This is a genomic window from Candidatus Electronema sp. PJ (genome assembly GCF_048287395.1).
Classification (GTDB): domain Bacteria; phylum Desulfobacterota; class Desulfobulbia; order Desulfobulbales; family Desulfobulbaceae; genus Electronema.
The window spans coordinates 1-18214 of record NZ_JBLWEO010000007.1; the positions used below are offsets into that span (position 1 = coordinate 1).

13 protein-coding genes and 1 pseudogene are annotated in these 18214 nt (G+C 53.6%); all 14 read left to right on the forward strand.

Annotated elements, in window-relative coordinates; translation table 11 throughout:
- Positions 1-936 (forward strand): annotated as a pseudogene (locus tag ACNKIB_RS01010) (class I tRNA ligase family protein); the annotation flags it as partial.
- A gap of 549 nt (positions 937-1485) precedes the next feature.
- Positions 1486-4533, forward strand: coding sequence for an FAD-dependent oxidoreductase (locus ACNKIB_RS01015; RefSeq protein ID WP_417908677.1), 3048 nt, complete (start codon positions 1486-1488; stop codon positions 4531-4533).
- Between the two features lie 17 nt (positions 4534-4550).
- Positions 4551-5159, forward strand: a complete 609-nt coding sequence (locus ACNKIB_RS01020) for a hydrogenase iron-sulfur subunit (protein ID WP_417908678.1) — start codon at positions 4551-4553, stop codon at positions 5157-5159.
- Entirely contained in the window at positions 5156-9274 is a 4119-nt protein-coding gene (gene fdhF / locus ACNKIB_RS01025) for a formate dehydrogenase subunit alpha (RefSeq protein ID WP_417908679.1), read from the forward strand. The genes ACNKIB_RS01020 and fdhF overlap by 4 nt, the downstream gene beginning before the upstream one ends.
- A 556-nt stretch (positions 9275-9830) precedes the next feature.
- A complete protein-coding gene (locus ACNKIB_RS01030) occupies positions 9831-10427 on the forward strand; it encodes a hypothetical protein (protein ID WP_417908680.1) in 597 nt (198 codons plus the stop codon).
- A 128-nt stretch (positions 10428-10555) separates the two neighbouring features.
- Positions 10556-10681 (forward strand): hypothetical protein, encoded by a 126-nt coding sequence (locus tag ACNKIB_RS01035; protein WP_417908681.1) that lies wholly within the window; start codon positions 10556-10558, stop codon positions 10679-10681.
- Positions 10674-11162, forward strand: a complete 489-nt coding sequence (locus tag ACNKIB_RS01040; protein WP_417908682.1) for a hypothetical protein — start codon at positions 10674-10676, stop codon at positions 11160-11162. Before ACNKIB_RS01035 ends, ACNKIB_RS01040 begins: the two co-directional genes overlap by 8 nt.
- A gap of 140 nt (positions 11163-11302) precedes the next feature.
- On the forward strand, positions 11303-11515 hold the full coding sequence (locus ACNKIB_RS01045) for a hypothetical protein (RefSeq protein WP_417908683.1): 213 nt from the start codon (positions 11303-11305) through the stop codon (positions 11513-11515).
- Positions 11512-11862, forward strand: a complete 351-nt coding sequence (locus tag ACNKIB_RS01050; protein WP_417908684.1) for a type II toxin-antitoxin system RelE/ParE family toxin — start codon at positions 11512-11514, stop codon at positions 11860-11862. The genes ACNKIB_RS01045 and ACNKIB_RS01050 overlap by 4 nt, the downstream gene beginning before the upstream one ends.
- Positions 11863-12071: 209 nt before the next feature.
- The gene (locus ACNKIB_RS01055; protein WP_417908685.1) at positions 12072-14756 is read left to right on the forward strand and encodes a valine--tRNA ligase; all 2685 of its coding nucleotides are present in this window, start codon (positions 12072-12074) and stop codon (positions 14754-14756) included.
- Between the two features lie 209 nt (positions 14757-14965).
- Positions 14966-16135, forward strand: coding sequence for a glycosyltransferase family 4 protein (locus tag ACNKIB_RS01060; protein ID WP_417908686.1), 1170 nt, complete (start codon positions 14966-14968; stop codon positions 16133-16135).
- A gap of 116 nt (positions 16136-16251) precedes the next feature.
- Complete coding sequence (locus ACNKIB_RS01065; protein WP_417908687.1) at positions 16252-16866, forward strand: hypothetical protein; 615 nt, start codon at positions 16252-16254, stop codon at positions 16864-16866.
- Positions 16847-17593, forward strand: coding sequence for a hypothetical protein (locus ACNKIB_RS01070; RefSeq protein ID WP_417908688.1), 747 nt, complete (start codon positions 16847-16849; stop codon positions 17591-17593). The genes ACNKIB_RS01065 and ACNKIB_RS01070 overlap by 20 nt, the downstream gene beginning before the upstream one ends.
- Complete coding sequence (locus tag ACNKIB_RS01075) at positions 17590-18123, forward strand: hypothetical protein (protein ID WP_417908689.1); 534 nt, start codon at positions 17590-17592, stop codon at positions 18121-18123. The genes ACNKIB_RS01070 and ACNKIB_RS01075 overlap by 4 nt, the downstream gene beginning before the upstream one ends.
- The last annotated feature ends 91 nt before the right edge of the window (positions 18124-18214 follow it).

Sequence of the window (18214 nt, forward strand, 5' to 3'; positions counted from 1 at the left end):
CGGGTCTGGCAGTGGAAAACCGACAAGGGCGGCACGATCATCCAGCAGCTCAAGCGGATGGGCGCGTCCTGCGACTGGGACCGCGAACGCTTCACCATGGACGAGGGGCTGTCCAAGGCGGTGCGCGAGGTCTTTGTCCGCTTATATAATGAAGGTCTCATTTACAAGGGCGACTACATCGTCAACTGGTGCCCGCGCTGCCTCACGGCCTTGGCCGACGACGAGGTGGAGCACGACCCGACCGCTGGCAAGCTGTACCACATCCGCTATCCCTATGCGGACGGCTCCGGCTCAGTGGTTATCGCCACCACGCGGCCAGAGACCTTGCTCGGCGACACGGCGGTGGCTGTGCATCCTGATGATGAACGCTACGCCGGACTGGAGAAAATCGGCATCCGCCTGCCCCTAGTTGACCGCATCATTCCGGTGGTGCTCGACCACCATGTCCAGCGCGACTTCGGCACAGGCGCGCTCAAAGTCACGCCTGCGCACGACCGCGACGACTACGAGATCGGCATCCGCCACAATCTGGAGCGGATCAAGGTGATGGACGAACGCGGCCTCATGAATGAGAACGCCGGGAACTACGCGGGCCTCGACCGCTTCGCCTGCCGGACGCAGATCGTCAAGGACTTGGACGCGCTTGGTTTGCTGGTCAAGATCGATGATTACGAACACGCCGTGGGCAAATGCTACCGCTGCGCCACCGTGATCGAGCCGACCACCTCCAAGCAGTGGTTCGTCTCCGTGCGACCACTGGCGGACAAGGCGGTTGCGGCGGTGCGCGAGGGCCGCATCAAGCTCTATCCCGACACCTGGTACAACACCTTCTACGCCTGGATGGACAATATTCGCGACTGGTGCATCTCGCGGCAGATTTGGTGGGGCCACCGCATCCCGGCGTGGAACTGCCTCGAATGCGGCAAGATGCCCATCTTTTTCTATGCTGATCCGCAGAACCGCTCCCAACCGCCGCAGAATAACCTCTGATTGCCGTAAAACTGCCCAAAAGGGCCGTTGAACAGACCTGCGGGGCCATTCTGCGGCCCTAAACATCTGCTGAACCGCCATCCATCGCCGTTTTTCAGCTTTTGCCGTGAAAAAAATGCTTCGGCATCTTTTTAAACGCCCATCAGCCCTTCCACAGATACCTTCCAGAGTTTTCCAGTTGCAATTCCGTCAATATTGGGCTATGTTTTTCATGAGTTTTTCAATTCATTGCCTGTCAGGAACAACTAAATGCTGACCACCCGTTTTAACATCTGAACTTGCCGTCACGGCATCTGGCCCAGTTCGGGTTCGGAAATATTGTCGGCGGCTTTTCTCCTCTCCTGATTCCCTCCGGCCCTTTTGAGGCCAACGCATCCTTCGTGCGCATGGTGTCAGACGGACAAGAGCCGTCTTCACCATTATTTTATGACATCGCTGACAGCATGGCCTTGGCCATAGTTGCTTGCGCAGCAGATGCAGGAAGGAGCACTCTTCATGACCACAATTGCAGAAAACGCCGCTACAATCAGCGGCGCAGTGATGGTAATCGGTGGCGGCGTGGCCGGGGTACAGACCGCGCTTGACCTGACTGAGCTGGGCTACAAGGTCTATCTCGTGGAGAAGTCCGCTGCCATTGGCGGAGTGATGGCCCGCTTGGATAAGACTTTTCCCACCAACGATTGCTCGCTCTGTATCCTTGCGCCCAAGTTAGTGGAGGCAGGCCGCGATCCTAATATCGAAATCCTCACCCTCTCCGAACTGGTTGAGCTGAAAGGCGGGCCAGGCAACTTCACCGCTATAGTCAGGAAGCAGCCGCGCTATATTGATGAGGAAGTCTGTACAGGCTGCGGCCAATGCACGCTCTATTGTTTGAAAGAGATTGGCAACGACTTCAACGAGCACATGCAGGTTAATCATGCCGTGCATATTGATTATTCGCAGGCCGTGCCGACCTCCTATTATATAGATACCAAAGCCTGCCTGAAGCTGAACCACGACACCTGTGGACTCTGCGCAGTGGCTTGTCAAGCTGGGGCCATCCGCTTTGACGATACCGAGAGGATGCTGGAGCTTACGGTGGGCGCGGTGATTCTCGCGCCAGGCTTTGGCCGGATTAGTAATGAGATCATGGCCAAGTACGGCTTGGGCCAATTCCAAGATGTAGTGACAGCCTTTGAGCACGAACGGCTGATGTGCGCCTCTGGTCCAACTGGCGGGGAAATCCTGCGTATCTCTGATCACAAGCACCCGAAGAAGATCGCCTTCCTCCAGTGTATAGGCTCACGGGACGAGACCTGCGGCAATAACTACTGCTCCTCGGTCTGCTGCATGTACGCGATCAAACAGGCTACGCTGGCCCGCGAGCATGATCCAAACTGCGAGATCACCCTCTTTTATATGGATGTGCGCACGCATGGTAAGGGCTTTGACGCGGCCCGTAAGCGGGCAGTTGAGGAAGGCAAGTTCCGGGTGATTTATGCCCGCCCACCTCAGGTTGAGGATGTCTTTGGCGGCGGCTTGATGCTGACTTGGTCAAGCGAGGATGGCCAGCATCATTGCGAGAAGTTCGATTTAGTCGTGCTCTCGCAAGGCTTAGAGGCACCGGATGAGGCGGAAAAGCTAGCGCAAGCTGCTGGCATTGAGCTGAACGAGTACCTCTTTGCTCGCACTGACAGATACACGCCCTTAGCAACAAGCAGGCCAGGTGTCTATGTGATCGGCGCCTTCCAAGGGCCGAAGGACATTCCTGATTCGGTCACGCAGGGAGGCGGGGCCGCCGCTCTCTGCGCTGGTCTGCTTGCTCCGGCGCGGGGCAGCGCGACGGTGAAGGCGGTCTTCCCAGACGAGCGCGACATCAGCGCGGAAGAGGCGCGAGTCGGCGTGTTTGTCTGCCATTGCGGCATCAACATCGGCGGCGTGGTCAAGGTGCCTTCGGTGGCGGAATACGCCAGCACCCTGCCCAATGTCGTGTATGCCACGGACAGCATGTATTCCTGCTCGCAGGACGCGCAGAAGGTGCTGGTCGAGGCCATTCACAAATACAAGCTCAACCGCCTTGTCGTCGCCGCATGCACCCCGCGCACCCACGAGCCGCTTTTCCAGGCGACGCTGCGCGAGGCCGGGCTGAACCGCTCGCTCTTTGAGATGGCGAACATCCGCGACCAATGCTCATGGGTGCATATGCACGAGCCGGAGCGGGCCACGGCGAAGGCCAAGGACGCGGTGCGCATGGCAGTGGCCAAAGCCTGCTGCCTGACCGCGCTGGAGGAGATGCAGCTGCCGGTCACGCCCTCGGCTCTGGTCGTCGGTGGTGGCTTGGCGGGCATGACCGCAGCCCTGACCATCGCGGATCAAGGCTTTCCTGTCGGCCTGATAGAGCGGGGAACGCAGCTCGGCGGCAAGGCGATGCTGCTCACCGCCGACCGTCACGGCAACGATCCGCGCCAAGCGGTGCAGGAAATGATTGACCGGGTGAGCAGTCATCCGAAAATCACTGTGCACACCGAAGCGCAGGTGACGGCGGTTTCCGGCTATGTCGGCAACTTTACCACCACGGTCGAGTGCAAGGGCGCGAGCGAGCTGATTCATCACGGCGTGACCGTGCTCGCCACCGGCGGCAATCCCTATCAGCCGACGCAGTACGCTTACGGCCAGTCGCCGAAGATTGTCACCCAGATTGATCTGGAGCAGCGGCTTGTTGCAGATCAGACTGGGCTGAAGGCGGCGAAACAGGCGGTGATGATTCAGTGCGTCGGCTCGCGTGATGAGGATTTGACCTATTGCAGCCGGGTCTGCTGCGGCCAGGCATTGAAGAATGCCCTGCGGCTCAAGGCTCTTCAGCCGGAGATGCAGATCATCGTTCTCTACCGCGACATGCGGACCTACGGCTTCATGGAGGACGACTACCGCAAGGCGCGTCAGCTCGGCGTGATCTTCACCCGCTACAGCCTCGACCGCAAGCCGGAGGTCAGTGTGAACGGCGACGCGGTCACGGTGAGCTATTTTGATCCGCTGCTGGGCGAGGAGCTGGCTCTGAACGCCGACCTGCTCGCGCTCTCCACCGGCATCGTCCCCGAAGATCCGACCACCTTAGCGAAAATGCTGAAAGTGCCGGTCACGGCGGAGAAATTCTTCTTGGAGGCGCATGTTAAGTTGCAGCCGGTTGATCTGCCGGTGGACGGCACTTATGTCTGCGGTTTGGCGCATTCGCCGCGCGGCATGGACGAGACCATCGCCCAAGCGCAAGCTGCGGCGGGCCGGGCCTGTCATCCGCTCGCCAAAGGCTCGGTCACGCCCGCGCCCATCGTCTCCAAGATTAACCCGGAACAGTGCATCGGCTGCGCCGCCTGCGAGACCTTCTGCCCCTATAAGGCCATCAACATCTACAAGGATGACAACGGCAAGCGCAAGGCCCGCACCATCACCGCCTCGTGCAAAGGCTGCGGCGTATGCGCAGCGCGTTGCCCGACCATGGCTATTGACATGGGCCGCTTCACCTTGGACGGCATCATGGCCCAGATCAGGGCGTTTGGCGAACCATAATCACACGGAGAATGATCATGTCTGACTACCAACCAAAAATCCTGGGCTTCTTGTGCAACTGGTGCTGTTACACCGCCGCTGACTCCGCCGGTGTGGGCCGCTATCAATATCCGCCGAACCTGCGGGTCATCCGCATGATGTGCACCGGCAGGCTTGATCCGTCCTTCCCGCTCGAAGGGCTGGCCAATGGCGCGGACGCAGTCTTTGTCGGCGGCTGCCATCCGGGCGAGTGCCATTACATTGACGGCAACTATCACGCGCTGGTCTCTGCCGCCTTGGTGCATGAGACTTTGGAGCGTCTGGGCCTCAGCAAAGACCGCTTCCTGATTGAATGGGCATCTGCTGCGGAAGGCCCGAACTTCGTCAAGATCATCAACCGCTTCACGCAGCGAGCGCAGGAGCTGGGGCCGCTCGGCAAAGCTGAAGGGCTGAACGAAGCCGATCTGCGCAAAAAGCTGGCTGAGGCGGCAAATGTCTCCCGCAATGCGAAAGTCCGCACCAGCCTGATCAGCGCGAGCAAAGAGATGATGAAGAGCGGCGACTATTCCCGGCCCGCCATTGCTGCCTTGGTGGCGGCCAAGTGCGACAAAAACCTGACTGAACTCATTGGAGGAAAAGCAGCATGAGCAAGACCGCAACTCTGACCATTAACGGCCAGCAGTTCAGCCTTGTCGCCGGACAGACCATACTGGCTGCGGCGGATCAGGTGGGTATCAAAATCCCCCGCCTCTGCCATCTGCCCGGAAAGAAGGACGCTGACCGGCCCTGTCTGCTCTGTCTCGTGGAAGTCAACGGCAAAAAGGCGCGGGCCTGCCGCACCGAAATTGCCGAGGGCATGGTGATAGAGACTGAGACCCCTGAGCTGATTGCCCACCGCAAAGAGCGGCTGACCCAGCTGGCCGCTGTCCACTACGGCGACTGCAAGGCCCCGTGCAACCTGACCTGCCCTGGCTCGATCAACGTGCAAGGCTACATCGGCCTGATCGCCCAAGGGCAGCACAGCGCGGCCTTGCGCCTGATCAAGGAAGTGAACCCGCTGCCAGGCATCGTCTGCCGCGTCTGCCCGGCTTTCTGCGAGAGCCGCTGCCGCCGTTCGCTCTTGGATGACGCGATCGCCATCAACAACTTGAAACGCTTCGCCTCAGACTATGCAGTGCAGCATCCGCTGCCGCAAGAAGCAGTCGCTCCAGCCACAGGCCGCAAGGCTGCTGTTATCGGTGGCGGCCCAGCAGGCTTGAGCGCAGCGTGGTTCCTGCGCAAGCAAGGCCACAGCGTCACCATCTTTGAAGCGGCTGCGCAGCTCGGCGGCTTGCCGCGCACAGCCATGCCCGCCTACAAGATGCCCAAGGACGCGCTGGCGAGGGAGATTGAAACCATGCTGTCTCTCGGCATTGAGGCGAAGACCGGCACAGTCTGGGGCAAGGATTTCTCGCTCGCTGATCTTCAGCAGCAGGGCTACGAGGCTATCTTTATCGCCGCTGGTCTCTCTGGCCGGAAGAAGCTGACTGTGCCCGGCTCTGAGCTGGCGCAGGATGGCATGGATTTCCTCGCGCAGGTCAATGCAGGGGCGAATGTAGGGGCGGTTCATGAACCGTCCCTACGTGGCAAGGTGCTGATCATCGGCGGCAGCAAAGCGGCGATTGAGTCGGCCCGCTGCGCCGTGCGCATGGGCGCAAGCGAAGTGACGGTGGTCTTTGACCGCCCGCTGGAGGAAATGGGCGCATACGAGAAAGATGTGTCGATGGCCATGCGGGAGAAAGTGCGCTTCCTGACCATGACCGCGCCGCTCTCCATCCGGCAGGAGCAGGACGGCTTCGTGGTCGAGCTGACCAAAATGGTCTTCTTAGAAGCGGATCAGCGCGGCCAGCGGCAGACTGCGCCTGCGGACGGCTCGCTCCTGCGCTGGGAAGGCGCACTGGTGCTGAACGGCCTTGGCCAGGAAGGTGACGACGCGTTCCACAGCTTTGGCGAGCTGGAAAGCAAGCTGGCGGTCAATCCCAATAAGACGATCAAAGTCAGTCCCTCCACCTTGCAGACCAATCTGCCTGGCATCTACGCGGGCGGCGAGATCGCCAGCGGAGCCAAAGCGGTGATTCAGGCGGTGAACGCTGGCCGCAAGGCCGCCGAGGCCATTCACCGGCAGTTCGGCGGCACAGCAACCGAGCTGGCTGACGGCAGCTTCAACTTCAGCAAGGGCAAGAAGTTTGAGGATGTTGACCTGCGCAATTACAGCGGCATGACTGTGCAGCCGCGTCTGCGCCTGCCCGTGCGTCCGGTGGCTGACCGCAGCCGCGACTTCCGCGAAAGCGAGCTGGGCTATACCGAAGAAATGGCCGTGCGCGAGGCGCAACGCTGCCTGTCCTGCGGTTGCACCGGCCTGAGCAAATGCGAGCTGCGCCCGCTCTGCCAAGAGCACAAGGTACCGCTGGCCGCCGCGCCGAATCGGCAGCAAGTTGCGCCGGACAGTTCACATCTCTTTATCACTGTTGATGTGAACCGCTGCACCGCCTGCCAGCGTTGCGAGCGGGTCTGCGAGTTCGATGCCTTTGCGTTCTCCTGCGAGCGCGGCAAGGACGGCGGCATTGCCAGCATCAGCCTGAAGATCAAGGAAAACTGCGTCTCCTGCGGGGCCTGCGTGGATGCCTGCCCGACCGGCGCATTGACCAAGAAGGAGCTGGCGGTGCCGCTCCTGCCCGGCGAGGCGGAGAGCACCCGCAGCGTCTGCACCTACTGCGGCACCGGATGCAGCATTGACATTCAAGCCAAGCACGGTGCTATTCTGGAGGTCAAGTCCTTTGCCGATGCGCCGCCTAATCAAGGCGACCTCTGCGTGAAGGGTCGTTTTGGCTGGGATTTCTACCGCCACAAAGAACGCCTGACCGTGCCGCTGATCCGTGAGAGCATTGATCAGCCCTTCCGCAAGGCGACCTGGCCGGAGGCACTTGCCTTTGCTGCCGCAGGCTTCAAGCGTATCCAAGAACAGCAAGGCCCGCAGTCCCTCGGCGTGCTTTCCTCCTCCCGCTGCGAGAACGAGGTCAATTACCTTGCTCAGAAGTTCTGCCGCACCGTCTTCCGCAGCAACTCAGTGGACAACTGCGCCCGCGTCTGCCATGCGCCGTCGGTCAGCGGCCTGCGCATAGCTCTCGGCAGCGGCGCGGCGACCAACTCCTTGGCCGACATCGAGGGCGCGGAGGTGCTGCTGATCAGCGGTTCCAACACCACTGAGGCGCATCCGGTGCCGGGCATGAAGGTCAAGCGAGCTCTCGGCAAGGGAGCCAAGCTGATCGTCATTGATCCGCGCAAGACCGAACTGGCAGCGCGGGCGGACATTCATCTTCAGCTCATTCCCGGCACTAACGTCCTGCTGCTCAACTCCCTGCTCAGTGCCATTTTCGACGAAGGCTTGGAGGACAAGGACTTCATCGCCAATCGGACGGAGAACAGCGAAGCAGTGCGCAAACACCTTGCCGCCTATTCGCCTGAAGTGATGGAAGCGCAGACCGGTGTTTCCGCTGCTCTGGTGCGCCAAGCAGCACGGCTCTATTGCAGCACCAAGAAGGGCATGATCCTCTACGGTCTCGGCATGACCGAGCACCGCAACGGCACCCAAGGCGTGATGGGCCTGGCCAACATCGCCTTAGCTTCAGGCAACGTGGGCAGGCCGAGCGCGGGCATCTGTCCGTTGCGTGGCCAGAACAACGTGCAAGGCTCTTGCGACATGGGTGCGCTGCCCTATGTCTATTCCGGCTATCAGGACGTGGCCAATGCCGAGCACCGCAGCCGCATGGAGCAGCTCTGGCAGTGCAGTCTGTCCGATGTACAAGGCATGACTGAGCCGGAGATGTACGAGGCGGCCCGCGCCGGTCAGTTCAAGGGGCTGTACTGCATTGGCTATGACCCGGTGCACACGCAGGGCGATGTCAACAACGTGCAGGCCGCCTTCCGGCAGATGGACATGGTGGTGGTGCAGGACATCTTCCTGACCAAGACAGCGCAGATGGCCCATGTTGTCCTGCCTGCCTCCTGCTTCTATGAGAAGAACGGCACCTTCACCAATGCCGAGCGGCGCATCCGGCGCATCCGCAAGGCCGTGGAGTCCTTGGGCGAATCCCGGCATGATTGGAAGATAGTCTGCGATTTGGCGCAGGCGATGGGCCATGCGATGGATTACGCCGACGCAGGCGCAGTGATGGACGAGATAGCCGCCTGTTCGCCAATGCTTGGCGGAGTGAAGTACGACCGCCTCGACGGCGACGGCCTGATCTGGCCCTGCCCGACCTGTGAGCATCCGGGCACACCCATTCTGCACAAAGAGAGCTTCACACGCGGCAAGGGGCGGTTCTCGGTGCTCAACAATGTGGAGACGCTGGAGCGGCCTGACGCTGAGTACCCGCTCATCCTTGTCACAGGGCGACGGCGCGAGCACTACAACAACGGCTCTATGACCCGACGCTGCTCCGGCCTACTCGCTCTGGTGCCGGAAGAACTGGTGGAAATCCACCCGGACGACGCTGACCGGCTCGGCATCGCGGACGGCCAGCGGGTGCTGGTCAGTTCGCGGCGCGGCGCAATCGAGCTGACTGCCTGGGTGACTGAGCGCAGTCGTCCCGGCTCAGTCTTCATGGCCTTCCACCACGAAGAGCCTTTGACCAACGTCCTCACCAGCCCTGGTGTGGATGAGATCGCGCTCACGCCGGAGTACAAGGCCTGCGCGGTGCGCGTTACCTTGGCGGCAGGCTGAAATTGCGCTGCATTGACTGAAAGACCAAAGGCTTCACCACGTTCTGGGTGCCGGGCATTGCCCTCCAGAACGTGGCGGAGCAGCAGTCCGTCCCCAAGCCGCACCTCAACGCACTCCCCCTGAGCTTCATCCGCCGCCCGGCCATTTTTCAGGCAGGCATTGCACTTTCCTGTTGACACAAGGTTCCCTTAGTGGAATGCTGCTCTACAGCGCAGAGCAGAACAGGGCGCAGATGCCCGTCGCCAGCATACATAGGCACAGCGAGACCACCTTGAAGCGGCAGTAGTCGCGGGTTGCGCAGAATGGAAAGGCAGTTCTGCGGCCCTGAACACCTGTTGAATGGCCTTCAATATAAAATGAATCACTTAACTACATCATGTCAGACCAATCGCACTTGGATGAACGATACTTTGTTGATAATAATGTCTATAATTGCCCTTTCTGCAATCGCAGGCATGTCGTTTATTACATATATAATTTCGTTAAATTTGACTGGACAGATAAAAAACAATGCGCTGCATATTTTATTCAGTGTGTTTCGTGCGGAAAGATTTCTATGCACCTCACCTTTGCCTTAATTGAAGAGAATGTATGTAATGGCAGACGTTGCTGGAGTCTTAATAGTAAATATTATGATATCGAAAAACTCGATCAATATATTTTCCATTCTGTTCCGACATCATTTTTTGTTCTCGATGAACGTATACCACGGATTCTGCGTGAGCTGTTGACCGAGGCAGAGGGCTGCCTCAAGAGTAATTACCTGACCGGAGCATCAGCGTGCGCAAGAAAAATAGTATATGAACTCGGCAAGTTAAACAAAGCGACTGGAGACAACTATGAGGATCGAATAAGGTCCCTCAAGGATATTCATCCTGAAGTTGATCCGACATTTTTTGACACCTTATTGACAATCCAGCAGGTGACAAGCACCAAGGTTCATGAAAATTCCTTTGACGGCTGGGAAGCAAAGCATCTGCGTGTAATTCTTGCAACGCTGAAAGAGGTTCTTCACGAAATTTATGTAGTTCCAGCCCTGCGGCAAGACCGCAGGCAGGCGATTTTATCGCTTAAAGATGAGCTGATTCCTCAGCAGCAGGAGAAAAAGAGCGTCAATCCGCAGACGCAGGCTCCTGTGCCTGCCCAAACATAGGGCAAATATATAGGCGCACTCCTATATTAGGTCGAATAAGACGTAAAACCTATCCCGCGATGCGCAGAACGTATCTCTGCTATACGTTCAACGTATCCGGCGATAGGAAAAACATATCTTGGGATACGATGAACGGCTCCGCGAATGCGTTCTGCGTATTCAGCGATACGAAAAACGGTGCTGTCGGCTATGACAAGCGCATGACCGGCAGCGTTCAGCAGCGCAACTCAGCCGAAGGAGACCGCCATGCCTGACAATCCCAGCAATCCTAATCCCCCGAACAACCCGCCCCATGCGCCGACCTTGGCGGACAAGCAGATTGACTTGTCCGCGTTTCAGCTCATGGACTTTGATCAGGAGGAAATCCGCAATCTGCCCAAGCCGCGCACAGATTTTGCTGATGTCGCCCGCCAAGTTCTGGCTCTGTATCCTGATTTCGAGGCCGCGCTCAAGCTGACCGACGCGGATTTTGACCCGGACAAGGTTGCGGAGCAGCTTGATCTGGCCGACCAGCTTCAGCCGTACTCCGATTGGCTGGAGCGGCGGGCCGAGCAGGTGCGCGAGACCAAGCTTGTCCAGCTCGCCGAGGCGTACCGGGCCATTCTCAAACTGTATCAGCGCGTGCAGGCAGCAGCTGAGTTTGATCCGCAGGTGGGCTATGCCTTCGCTTTCTTGGGCGATCACTTCGGCGCGGGGAAAAAGAAGGGGAAGAAGGAATCCAATGAATCAGCATGATCGCATGAAAGGCAGGGGCAAAAGATTTTTTGCCCCTGCAAGATGACAACTACATAATTACAGTGCATTAACAGAAAATCGCAGATGAGAATTTCAGCGAGCTTTCTAAGATCATCAACGGATGATACATGAAACAGATTATGATGACGCAAGAAAACTATCTTGAGCAAATCCAGCAGGAACTCATCAGAACCCCTGCCGAATATTTGCCTGCTTTGCTCAATATCATTCATACGTTCCGCGAAAGTATCTGCATGAACAGCGCAGAGGAAAGTTTCAAGAACGGCTGGTCGGAAATTCAAAAAGGACAGTATGAACCGATCAGCAAGTTGTGGGACGGTATTGAACGATGAGCACCAGCATTTTTTATTCGCATGAATTCAAACGCAATGTGCGCAAGCTGATCAAGAAGTATCCTCGCTTGCCAGAGGACTTGGATGAATTTATTCATCTATTGCAAACGGGCAATATTGAGGGAGACGCGCTGCAACATGTCGGCTTTGAAGTCTATAAAGCGCGAATCAAAAACTCTGACACTAAGAAAGGGAAAAGCGGCGGCTACAGAATCATCTATTATTGCAAACAGTATGAGCAGATTTTCTTGGTGACGATCTATGTCAAATCGGAACAGGACGACGTGAGCGCACAAAAAATACGGTCTATTATTGAAAGTTTGAAAGAGGAGCAAGATAGAGAATAAGTTTGGGAGAATGAAGCAATCTCCAACATTTTTTTTCTGTCCCGGGCCGCTCTTTACGCCTGCTCTTCAACCCACCCTGGAGTGTCCATCTTCCTCCCACGCCGCAACACCCTCGCAGTAACCCTTGCCGCTCCGCCCCGCCTGCTTTATAGTAGCATCTCGATCTTCAACAGCCTTTCCTTCAACAAAGTTATCCCTTTTCCGCTGCCATGAACGATACAAACACGCCGTCCGCCGCCAAATACGACCTGCCCAAAGCCTACGAGTTTGAGGAGGTCGAGCAGCGGTGGTATGAATACTGGCTTGAGCACAAGACCTTCAGCGCACAGATGGAGCCGGGCCGCCCGGCATTTTCCATTGTCATTCCACCGCCGAACGTGACCGGCGTGCTGCACATCGGCCACGCCCTCAACAACACGCTTCAGGATTTGCTGACGCGCTACCACCGCATGAAGGGCGACAACACCCTCTGGGTGCCTGGCACCGACCATGCAGGCATCGCCACCCAGAACGTGGTGGAGCGGCAGCTTGCCGCTGAGAAGACCACCCGCCACGAGCTGGGCCGGGACAAATTCATCGAGCGGGTCTGGCAGTGGCGCACAGACAAGGGCGGCGCGATCATTCAGCAGCTCAAGCGGATGGGTGCGTCCTGCGACTGGGACCGCGAGCGGTTCACGATGGACGAAGGGCTGTCCAAGGCGGTGCGCGAGGTCTTTGTCCGCCTGTTCAACGAAGGTCTCATTTACAAGGGCGACTACATCGTCAACTGGTGCCCGCGCTGCCTCACCGCCTTGGCGGACGACGAAGTGGAGCACGACCCCACGCACGGCAAGCTGTATCATCTGCGCTATCCCTACGCGGACGGCTCCGGCTCGGTGGTGATCGCCACCACGCGGCCAGAGACGATGCTCGGCGACACGGCGGTGGCCGTGCATCCTGATGACGAACGCTACGCCGGGCTGGACAAAATCGGCATCCGTCTGCCCATCGTTGACCGTATTATCCCGGTGGTGTTTGATCACCACGTCCAGCGCGACTTCGGCACGGGTGCGCTCAAAGTCACGCCCTCGCACGACCGCGACGACTACGAAATCGGCATCCGCCACAATCTGGAGCGGGTCAAAGTGATGGACGAGCGCGGCATCATGAATGAGAACGCTGGCAAGTATGCTGGCCTCGACCGCTTCGCCTGCCGGACGCAGATCGTCAAGGACTTGGACGAGCAGGGTTTGTTGGTCAAGATTGACGACTACGAGCACGCGGTGGGTAAATGCTACCGCTGCGCCACGGTCATCGAGCCGACCACCTCCAAGCAGTGGTTTGTCTCCGTGCGCCCGCTGGCGGATAAGGCGGTGGCGGCAGTGCGCGAGGGCCGCATCAAGCTCTATCCCGACACTTGGTACAACACCTTTTATGCGTGGATGGACAACATCCGCGACTGGTGCATCTCGCGGCAGATTTGGTGGGGCCATCGCATCCCAGCGTGGAACTGCCTCGAATGCGGCCATCTCATCGTGGCCAGCGAGGATCCGGGCTTCTGCCCCCGCTGCGGCAAGATTCATCTGGCGCAGGAGCATGACGTGCTCGACACCTGGTTCTCCTCCGCGCTCTGGCCTTTCTCCACCCTTGGCTGGCCAGAGAACACCAAGGAATTGCAGACCTTTTACCCCACCTCGGTGCTGATCACCAGCTTCGACATCCTCTTCTTCTGGGTAGCGCGGATGATGATGATGGGCCTGTATTTCATGGACGAGGTGCCGTTCCGCGACGTGTACCTGCACGCCTTGGTACGCGACAAGCACGGCAAGAAGATGTCCAAATCCACTGGCAACGTCATTGACCCGCTGGACATGATCAAGCAATACGGCACTGATGCCTTCCGCTTCACGCTCACCGCCTTTGCCGCGCAAGGCCGCGAAATCAGGATGGATGAGGAGCGCATTGACGGCTACCGCCGCTTCATCAACAAGCTGTGGAATGCGGCCCGCTTTGCCCAGATGCACATCAAGGAGAGCGAGCCGGGCATTGTTACGGTGGCGGATAGTCCTGCTGATCTTGCCCTGCCGCACCGCTGGATACTCAGTCGCACCAACGCCACCATTCGCGACGTGCGCAAGGCCTTGGACGGCTACGATTTCAATCTGATCGCCTCGGCCATTTATCAGTTCACCTGGCACGAGTTCTGCGATTGGTACGTAGAGTGGATCAAGGCCGACCTGTTCAGCGATGATGCCGACAAGCGCGAGCAGGCGCGGGGCGTGCTGCTCTGCGTCTTAGAGCATATTCTGAAAATGCTGCATCCGATATGCCCCTTTGTCACTGAGGAGATATGGAGCCAACTGCCGGGCACACGCGGCACCATCATGCTGGAGCCGTTCCCCGAAGAAAGGCCTTTCTGGGAGAACGCCGAAGCCGAGCAGTCCATGCAGCTGCTGATGGAGGTCATCACGGCAATCCGCACCATCCGCAGCGAGGCGGACGTGCATCCGAGCGCGAAGGTGCAAGCCGTGCTGATTTGCCCCGACGCAGCCAAGCGCGAGCTGCTGCGCTCCTTCAGCAGCTCCATCTGCGCCATGACCCGCGCCGAGAGCCTTGATATTGCGGAATCTGGCGCAGTGCCGGACGATGCAGCTCATGCGCTGGTCAGTGGGATTGAGGTGGTAGTGCCGCTCAAGGAGCTGATTGACGTGGAGGCCGAATTGGACAAGCTGGCTCGCGAGCGCAAGGTGCTGGAACAAGACTTGCAGCGGGTGCGCGGCAAGCTGGGCAATGAGAACTTCCTCAGCAATGCGCCGCCGGACGTGGTGGCTAAGGAACAGGCCAAGCTCGCCGAGCTGGAGAGCAGGTTGGCGAAGAATGAGGAGTCGAGGGGGAGATTGGGGAAGGAGAGGTAGAGGAGAAAGGAGGAGAGCAAGCCCGGATTGTAAGCGCAGTTCGGGCTGTTTTGGTTTGACAATGGGCGACAGTAGATATAAAATCGTGAGATTTCACGTCGTGTGGATATTTTTTTATCATGCCTCTGAGCTTGTCATACTCAGAGGATATAGTGTTTCAGGTTTTTCCAGCAGTTTCTCAAAACTACAACTAAACATAAAGATTTTACATGAAAAATATTCATGTTATAGGTTGCGGAAAAGGAACTTTTGCCGGTGCTGCTACGATAAAATGCAAGTTTCTTTCTGAATTAGTGGGTATTGTTAAATCTGTCACCTATATAACTGATCAATATCCACCTGCTGCTACACGTTTATCTACAAAATTTCCAATAGAAATATTAAGCAATGATCTATCTATATATAGTATTAGTTCGATAGAGTCGATACTGTCTGAGTTGTTCGCTGAAAAAATAATAAATATAGTTTGTAGAATTAGAAAAAATGAAGCAATACTTGTATGGGTTAGTCATCTTTTTCCATATCTAAATGCAGCAATAACTGCAAAGAATATTTTAAAGGAAAAAGGGTACAATATTAAGATATTTGCTTTTCCAGTTGGTAGCGACATTTGGGAGATTGGCCCACAAATGAACAATATTTTTAGATTACGGATGCTTTCAGATGAAATTGATTATTGGGCTACTTACTCTGATCGTTTTGCAGATGAAATTTCAAAAAACTTTCCAAGTTTATACGGTAAGATATGGATAGTACCGCCTGTAATTGATGTCAATAAAAACAGTCGTAATGGATTTTATTTCAAAAAAGATAGACCGTTAGTTTTGTCTTGTCATTGTAATATGCGACCGGTTAAAAGAATAGATCAGACAATTAAGTTGGCAATCCTTATAGCGCAAATAATAGACCGTGATGTAGAGTTATTTATTATTGGCCCAGCCTCGCCACGCGAGGAATTTTCTGGAAACGTTAAAATTGTATATACAGGATTGCTTGATAACCCTATGGAGATCGCCTGTAAGTCTGATTTCAATGTTAATACTAGTATTCATGATTCATTCAATTATTCTTTGCTTGAAGCAATGGCAAATGGTATTCCTCAAATTACAACAGATATAGCTGGAATAGCAAGATATATAGAAGAATATAATACTGGACTTGTTTTGCCGACAAAGATAGATTCAAATCTATCAATATACAAGCAGTATCAAAACGATATTTTTGATGAATATAATGTTTTTGGCAAATTAGAGCTATTTTTTTCCGAGTTAAATTATTGCGTACTTGTAAATAATTGTTATACTTGCAGCAAGAAATTTTCAGCAGAGTCGTTTATTAAGAAATTTTCTTCAATTTTTATTGAAGATGAAATTATATAGACGAAATATATCCAATATAAAATGCTTTTTAAAAACTTTGTGATGATAAATAGAATAACAAATATTTTGTGTATAATATGTATTCCGAATATTTCTGTAAACGCATTAGTTGCCTAATGTCTCTAACTAATGGCATATTCAATAGACAGATTGAATATATTCTATCGATAATAGATAAAGAGCCTGTTAATATATACTTAGCCGGAAGCAGAAATGGATATAAAGAAAGCAGAGAAGATAGTGATCTTGATCTACTAATGGAATTCACTCCAGAAGATGCGAAAGACGTGTGTAGACAACTTGAAAAACACAGAGCGGAAAGAGAAAATTTGTCGATAAAATCGTTGATAACACATGCTCAGTTCGGACGATTCTTTTGTTGTTACGATGGCGACAGTTCAACTTGCTATATTGATTTAGGAATCGTTACAAGTGAGTATTTGGAAATATATTTAATTGGCGCACCTATTTCTAAAATCAATGCTTCTATCATAGAAGAACCGGCTATAGAAAGAGACTATCGTCAATATATAAAAAATGAGATTCATCATTTAATAATGAAAGCTCGTAAGGCCTTAGCAAGAAATAATATCACATCAGCTTTAGCTCATTCGTCAAGATACCTGTTTCTTGCTGGAATAAATATTGATCAAAATTTAACGGCTTATCAAATAATTTCTACCGCAATAAAACATTACGAATATCAAGCACATGGAAAAGATATTAGATAGAATCTCTTACTCAGATTTTGTAGCATATTTACTCCCTGGTTCTATATCTATTTTTATACTTATTATAATTTCAGCAGAATTCTGGATGATTGAATCCAAAAGCATTGCTGCTTTATTTGATTCTCCATCTAAAATTTTATTTTTTATTTTAATTGGGTACGCATTCGGTATTATCCAGTCTGGAACTGCTTATATTTTTGAAAAATATAATGAAGATCCAAATAATGTTGGACAAATTATTAACCAGATGGATGGTGACACTTTAGAGATAGTAGCAAAAAAAATATTTTTATCAAAATTTAGCGAATATGGTGTTAACGAAAATACATGGAATTCGCAGTATTATTTCCTAATAAGATCGTTTGTTCAGCATAACAGTTTGACGCTATTTGCAAATAGTCAAAGACAAAACGCATTAAGACAAATGCGCCTTTATTTATTGCCAACAATTTTCTTGGGTTATATTTATGCTACTATTGCAGGCCATAGATTGATTGATACCTATATTATTTTCTATTACGATATACTTTTGATGTATCAAATTGTTTTAGTAATAGTTTTTCATTTTGTAATGAAAAATATATCTAAGAGATCGAGGTTCAATCGAGCTAGAGAAAAACGGGAGACCTTATGCTCTTTTGTTGTTCTATGCACATCAGACCTTCGTAATAAGTGTAATGCATCTTTACCAGACAACCAAGCTTCAACAGAAAATGTTTCGCAATGAAAGAACATTTATTTATCCTTGGGCCGCCTTCATCAGGCAAACTTTCAGTATCTTTAAGTATTTCGAGAATGAATGGATTCAAGATTTTTGATAATTCAAAAACTGTAGATATTGCTGCCTTACTTTATGATTTCAATACACCAGATTATAGGCGATACAGGGATTCGCTTCGTTTTCAATTTTATACTGAATTATTGATGTCAAATATTGATGGTCTGATATCTACGTTTTGCTATTCTGGCCCAGACAATAATAACTATCTTAATTCAATTGATTACTTTCTAAGAAAAGGCGGCTATATCACTTATTTTATCTACTTAATAGCCAGTGAAAATCTCCTTCTAAACAGGGTTGTTGATGACAGTAGAACATTTAAAAAAACATTTCATGAGATACAATCGTTAAAAGGATGGCTCAAAAATAATCCGTTTTGGAATCAAATTAATATCAGGAACTTGATTTCGGTCAATACTGACAGTATTGGTGTGGATGAAATCGCCACGACAATACTTAGTCAAGTTAAAAGATAGATCGTGGAGTTTCGTAAAATAGAAATAGGAGTTACGCAGTTGGTTTTGCAACTCGTTGATTTTATTCAACTGACAGTTTATGCGCCAAAAG

What these genes read in the sequence shown, in the direction of transcription:
- ACNKIB_RS01035 (WP_417908681.1), top strand. Translation starts at nt 10,556, where the DNA reads ATGAACGGCTCCGCGAATGCGTTCTGCGTATTCAGCGATACGAAAAAC.
- ACNKIB_RS01045 (WP_417908683.1), top strand. Translation starts at nt 11,303, where the DNA reads ATGATGACGCAAGAAAACTATCTTGAGCAAATCCAGCAGGAACTCATC.
- ACNKIB_RS01055 (WP_417908685.1), top strand. Translation starts at nt 12,072, where the DNA reads ATGAACGATACAAACACGCCGTCCGCCGCCAAATACGACCTGCCCAAA.
- ACNKIB_RS01075 (WP_417908689.1), top strand. Translation starts at nt 17,590, where the DNA reads ATGAAAGAACATTTATTTATCCTTGGGCCGCCTTCATCAGGCAAACTT.
- ACNKIB_RS01020 (WP_417908678.1), top strand. Translation starts at nt 4,551, where the DNA reads ATGTCTGACTACCAACCAAAAATCCTGGGCTTCTTGTGCAACTGGTGC.
- ACNKIB_RS01060 (WP_417908686.1), top strand. Translation starts at nt 14,966, where the DNA reads ATGAAAAATATTCATGTTATAGGTTGCGGAAAAGGAACTTTTGCCGGT.
- fdhF (WP_417908679.1), top strand. Translation starts at nt 5,156, where the DNA reads ATGAGCAAGACCGCAACTCTGACCATTAACGGCCAGCAGTTCAGCCTT.
- ACNKIB_RS01050 (WP_417908684.1), top strand. Translation starts at nt 11,512, where the DNA reads ATGAGCACCAGCATTTTTTATTCGCATGAATTCAAACGCAATGTGCGC.
- ACNKIB_RS01030 (WP_417908680.1), top strand. Translation starts at nt 9,831, where the DNA reads ATGCACCTCACCTTTGCCTTAATTGAAGAGAATGTATGTAATGGCAGA.
- ACNKIB_RS01015 (WP_417908677.1), top strand. Translation starts at nt 1,486, where the DNA reads ATGACCACAATTGCAGAAAACGCCGCTACAATCAGCGGCGCAGTGATG.
- ACNKIB_RS01070 (WP_417908688.1), top strand. Translation starts at nt 16,847, where the DNA reads ATGGAAAAGATATTAGATAGAATCTCTTACTCAGATTTTGTAGCATAT.
- ACNKIB_RS01040 (WP_417908682.1), top strand. Translation starts at nt 10,674, where the DNA reads ATGCCTGACAATCCCAGCAATCCTAATCCCCCGAACAACCCGCCCCAT.
- ACNKIB_RS01065 (WP_417908687.1), top strand. Translation starts at nt 16,252, where the DNA reads ATGTCTCTAACTAATGGCATATTCAATAGACAGATTGAATATATTCTA.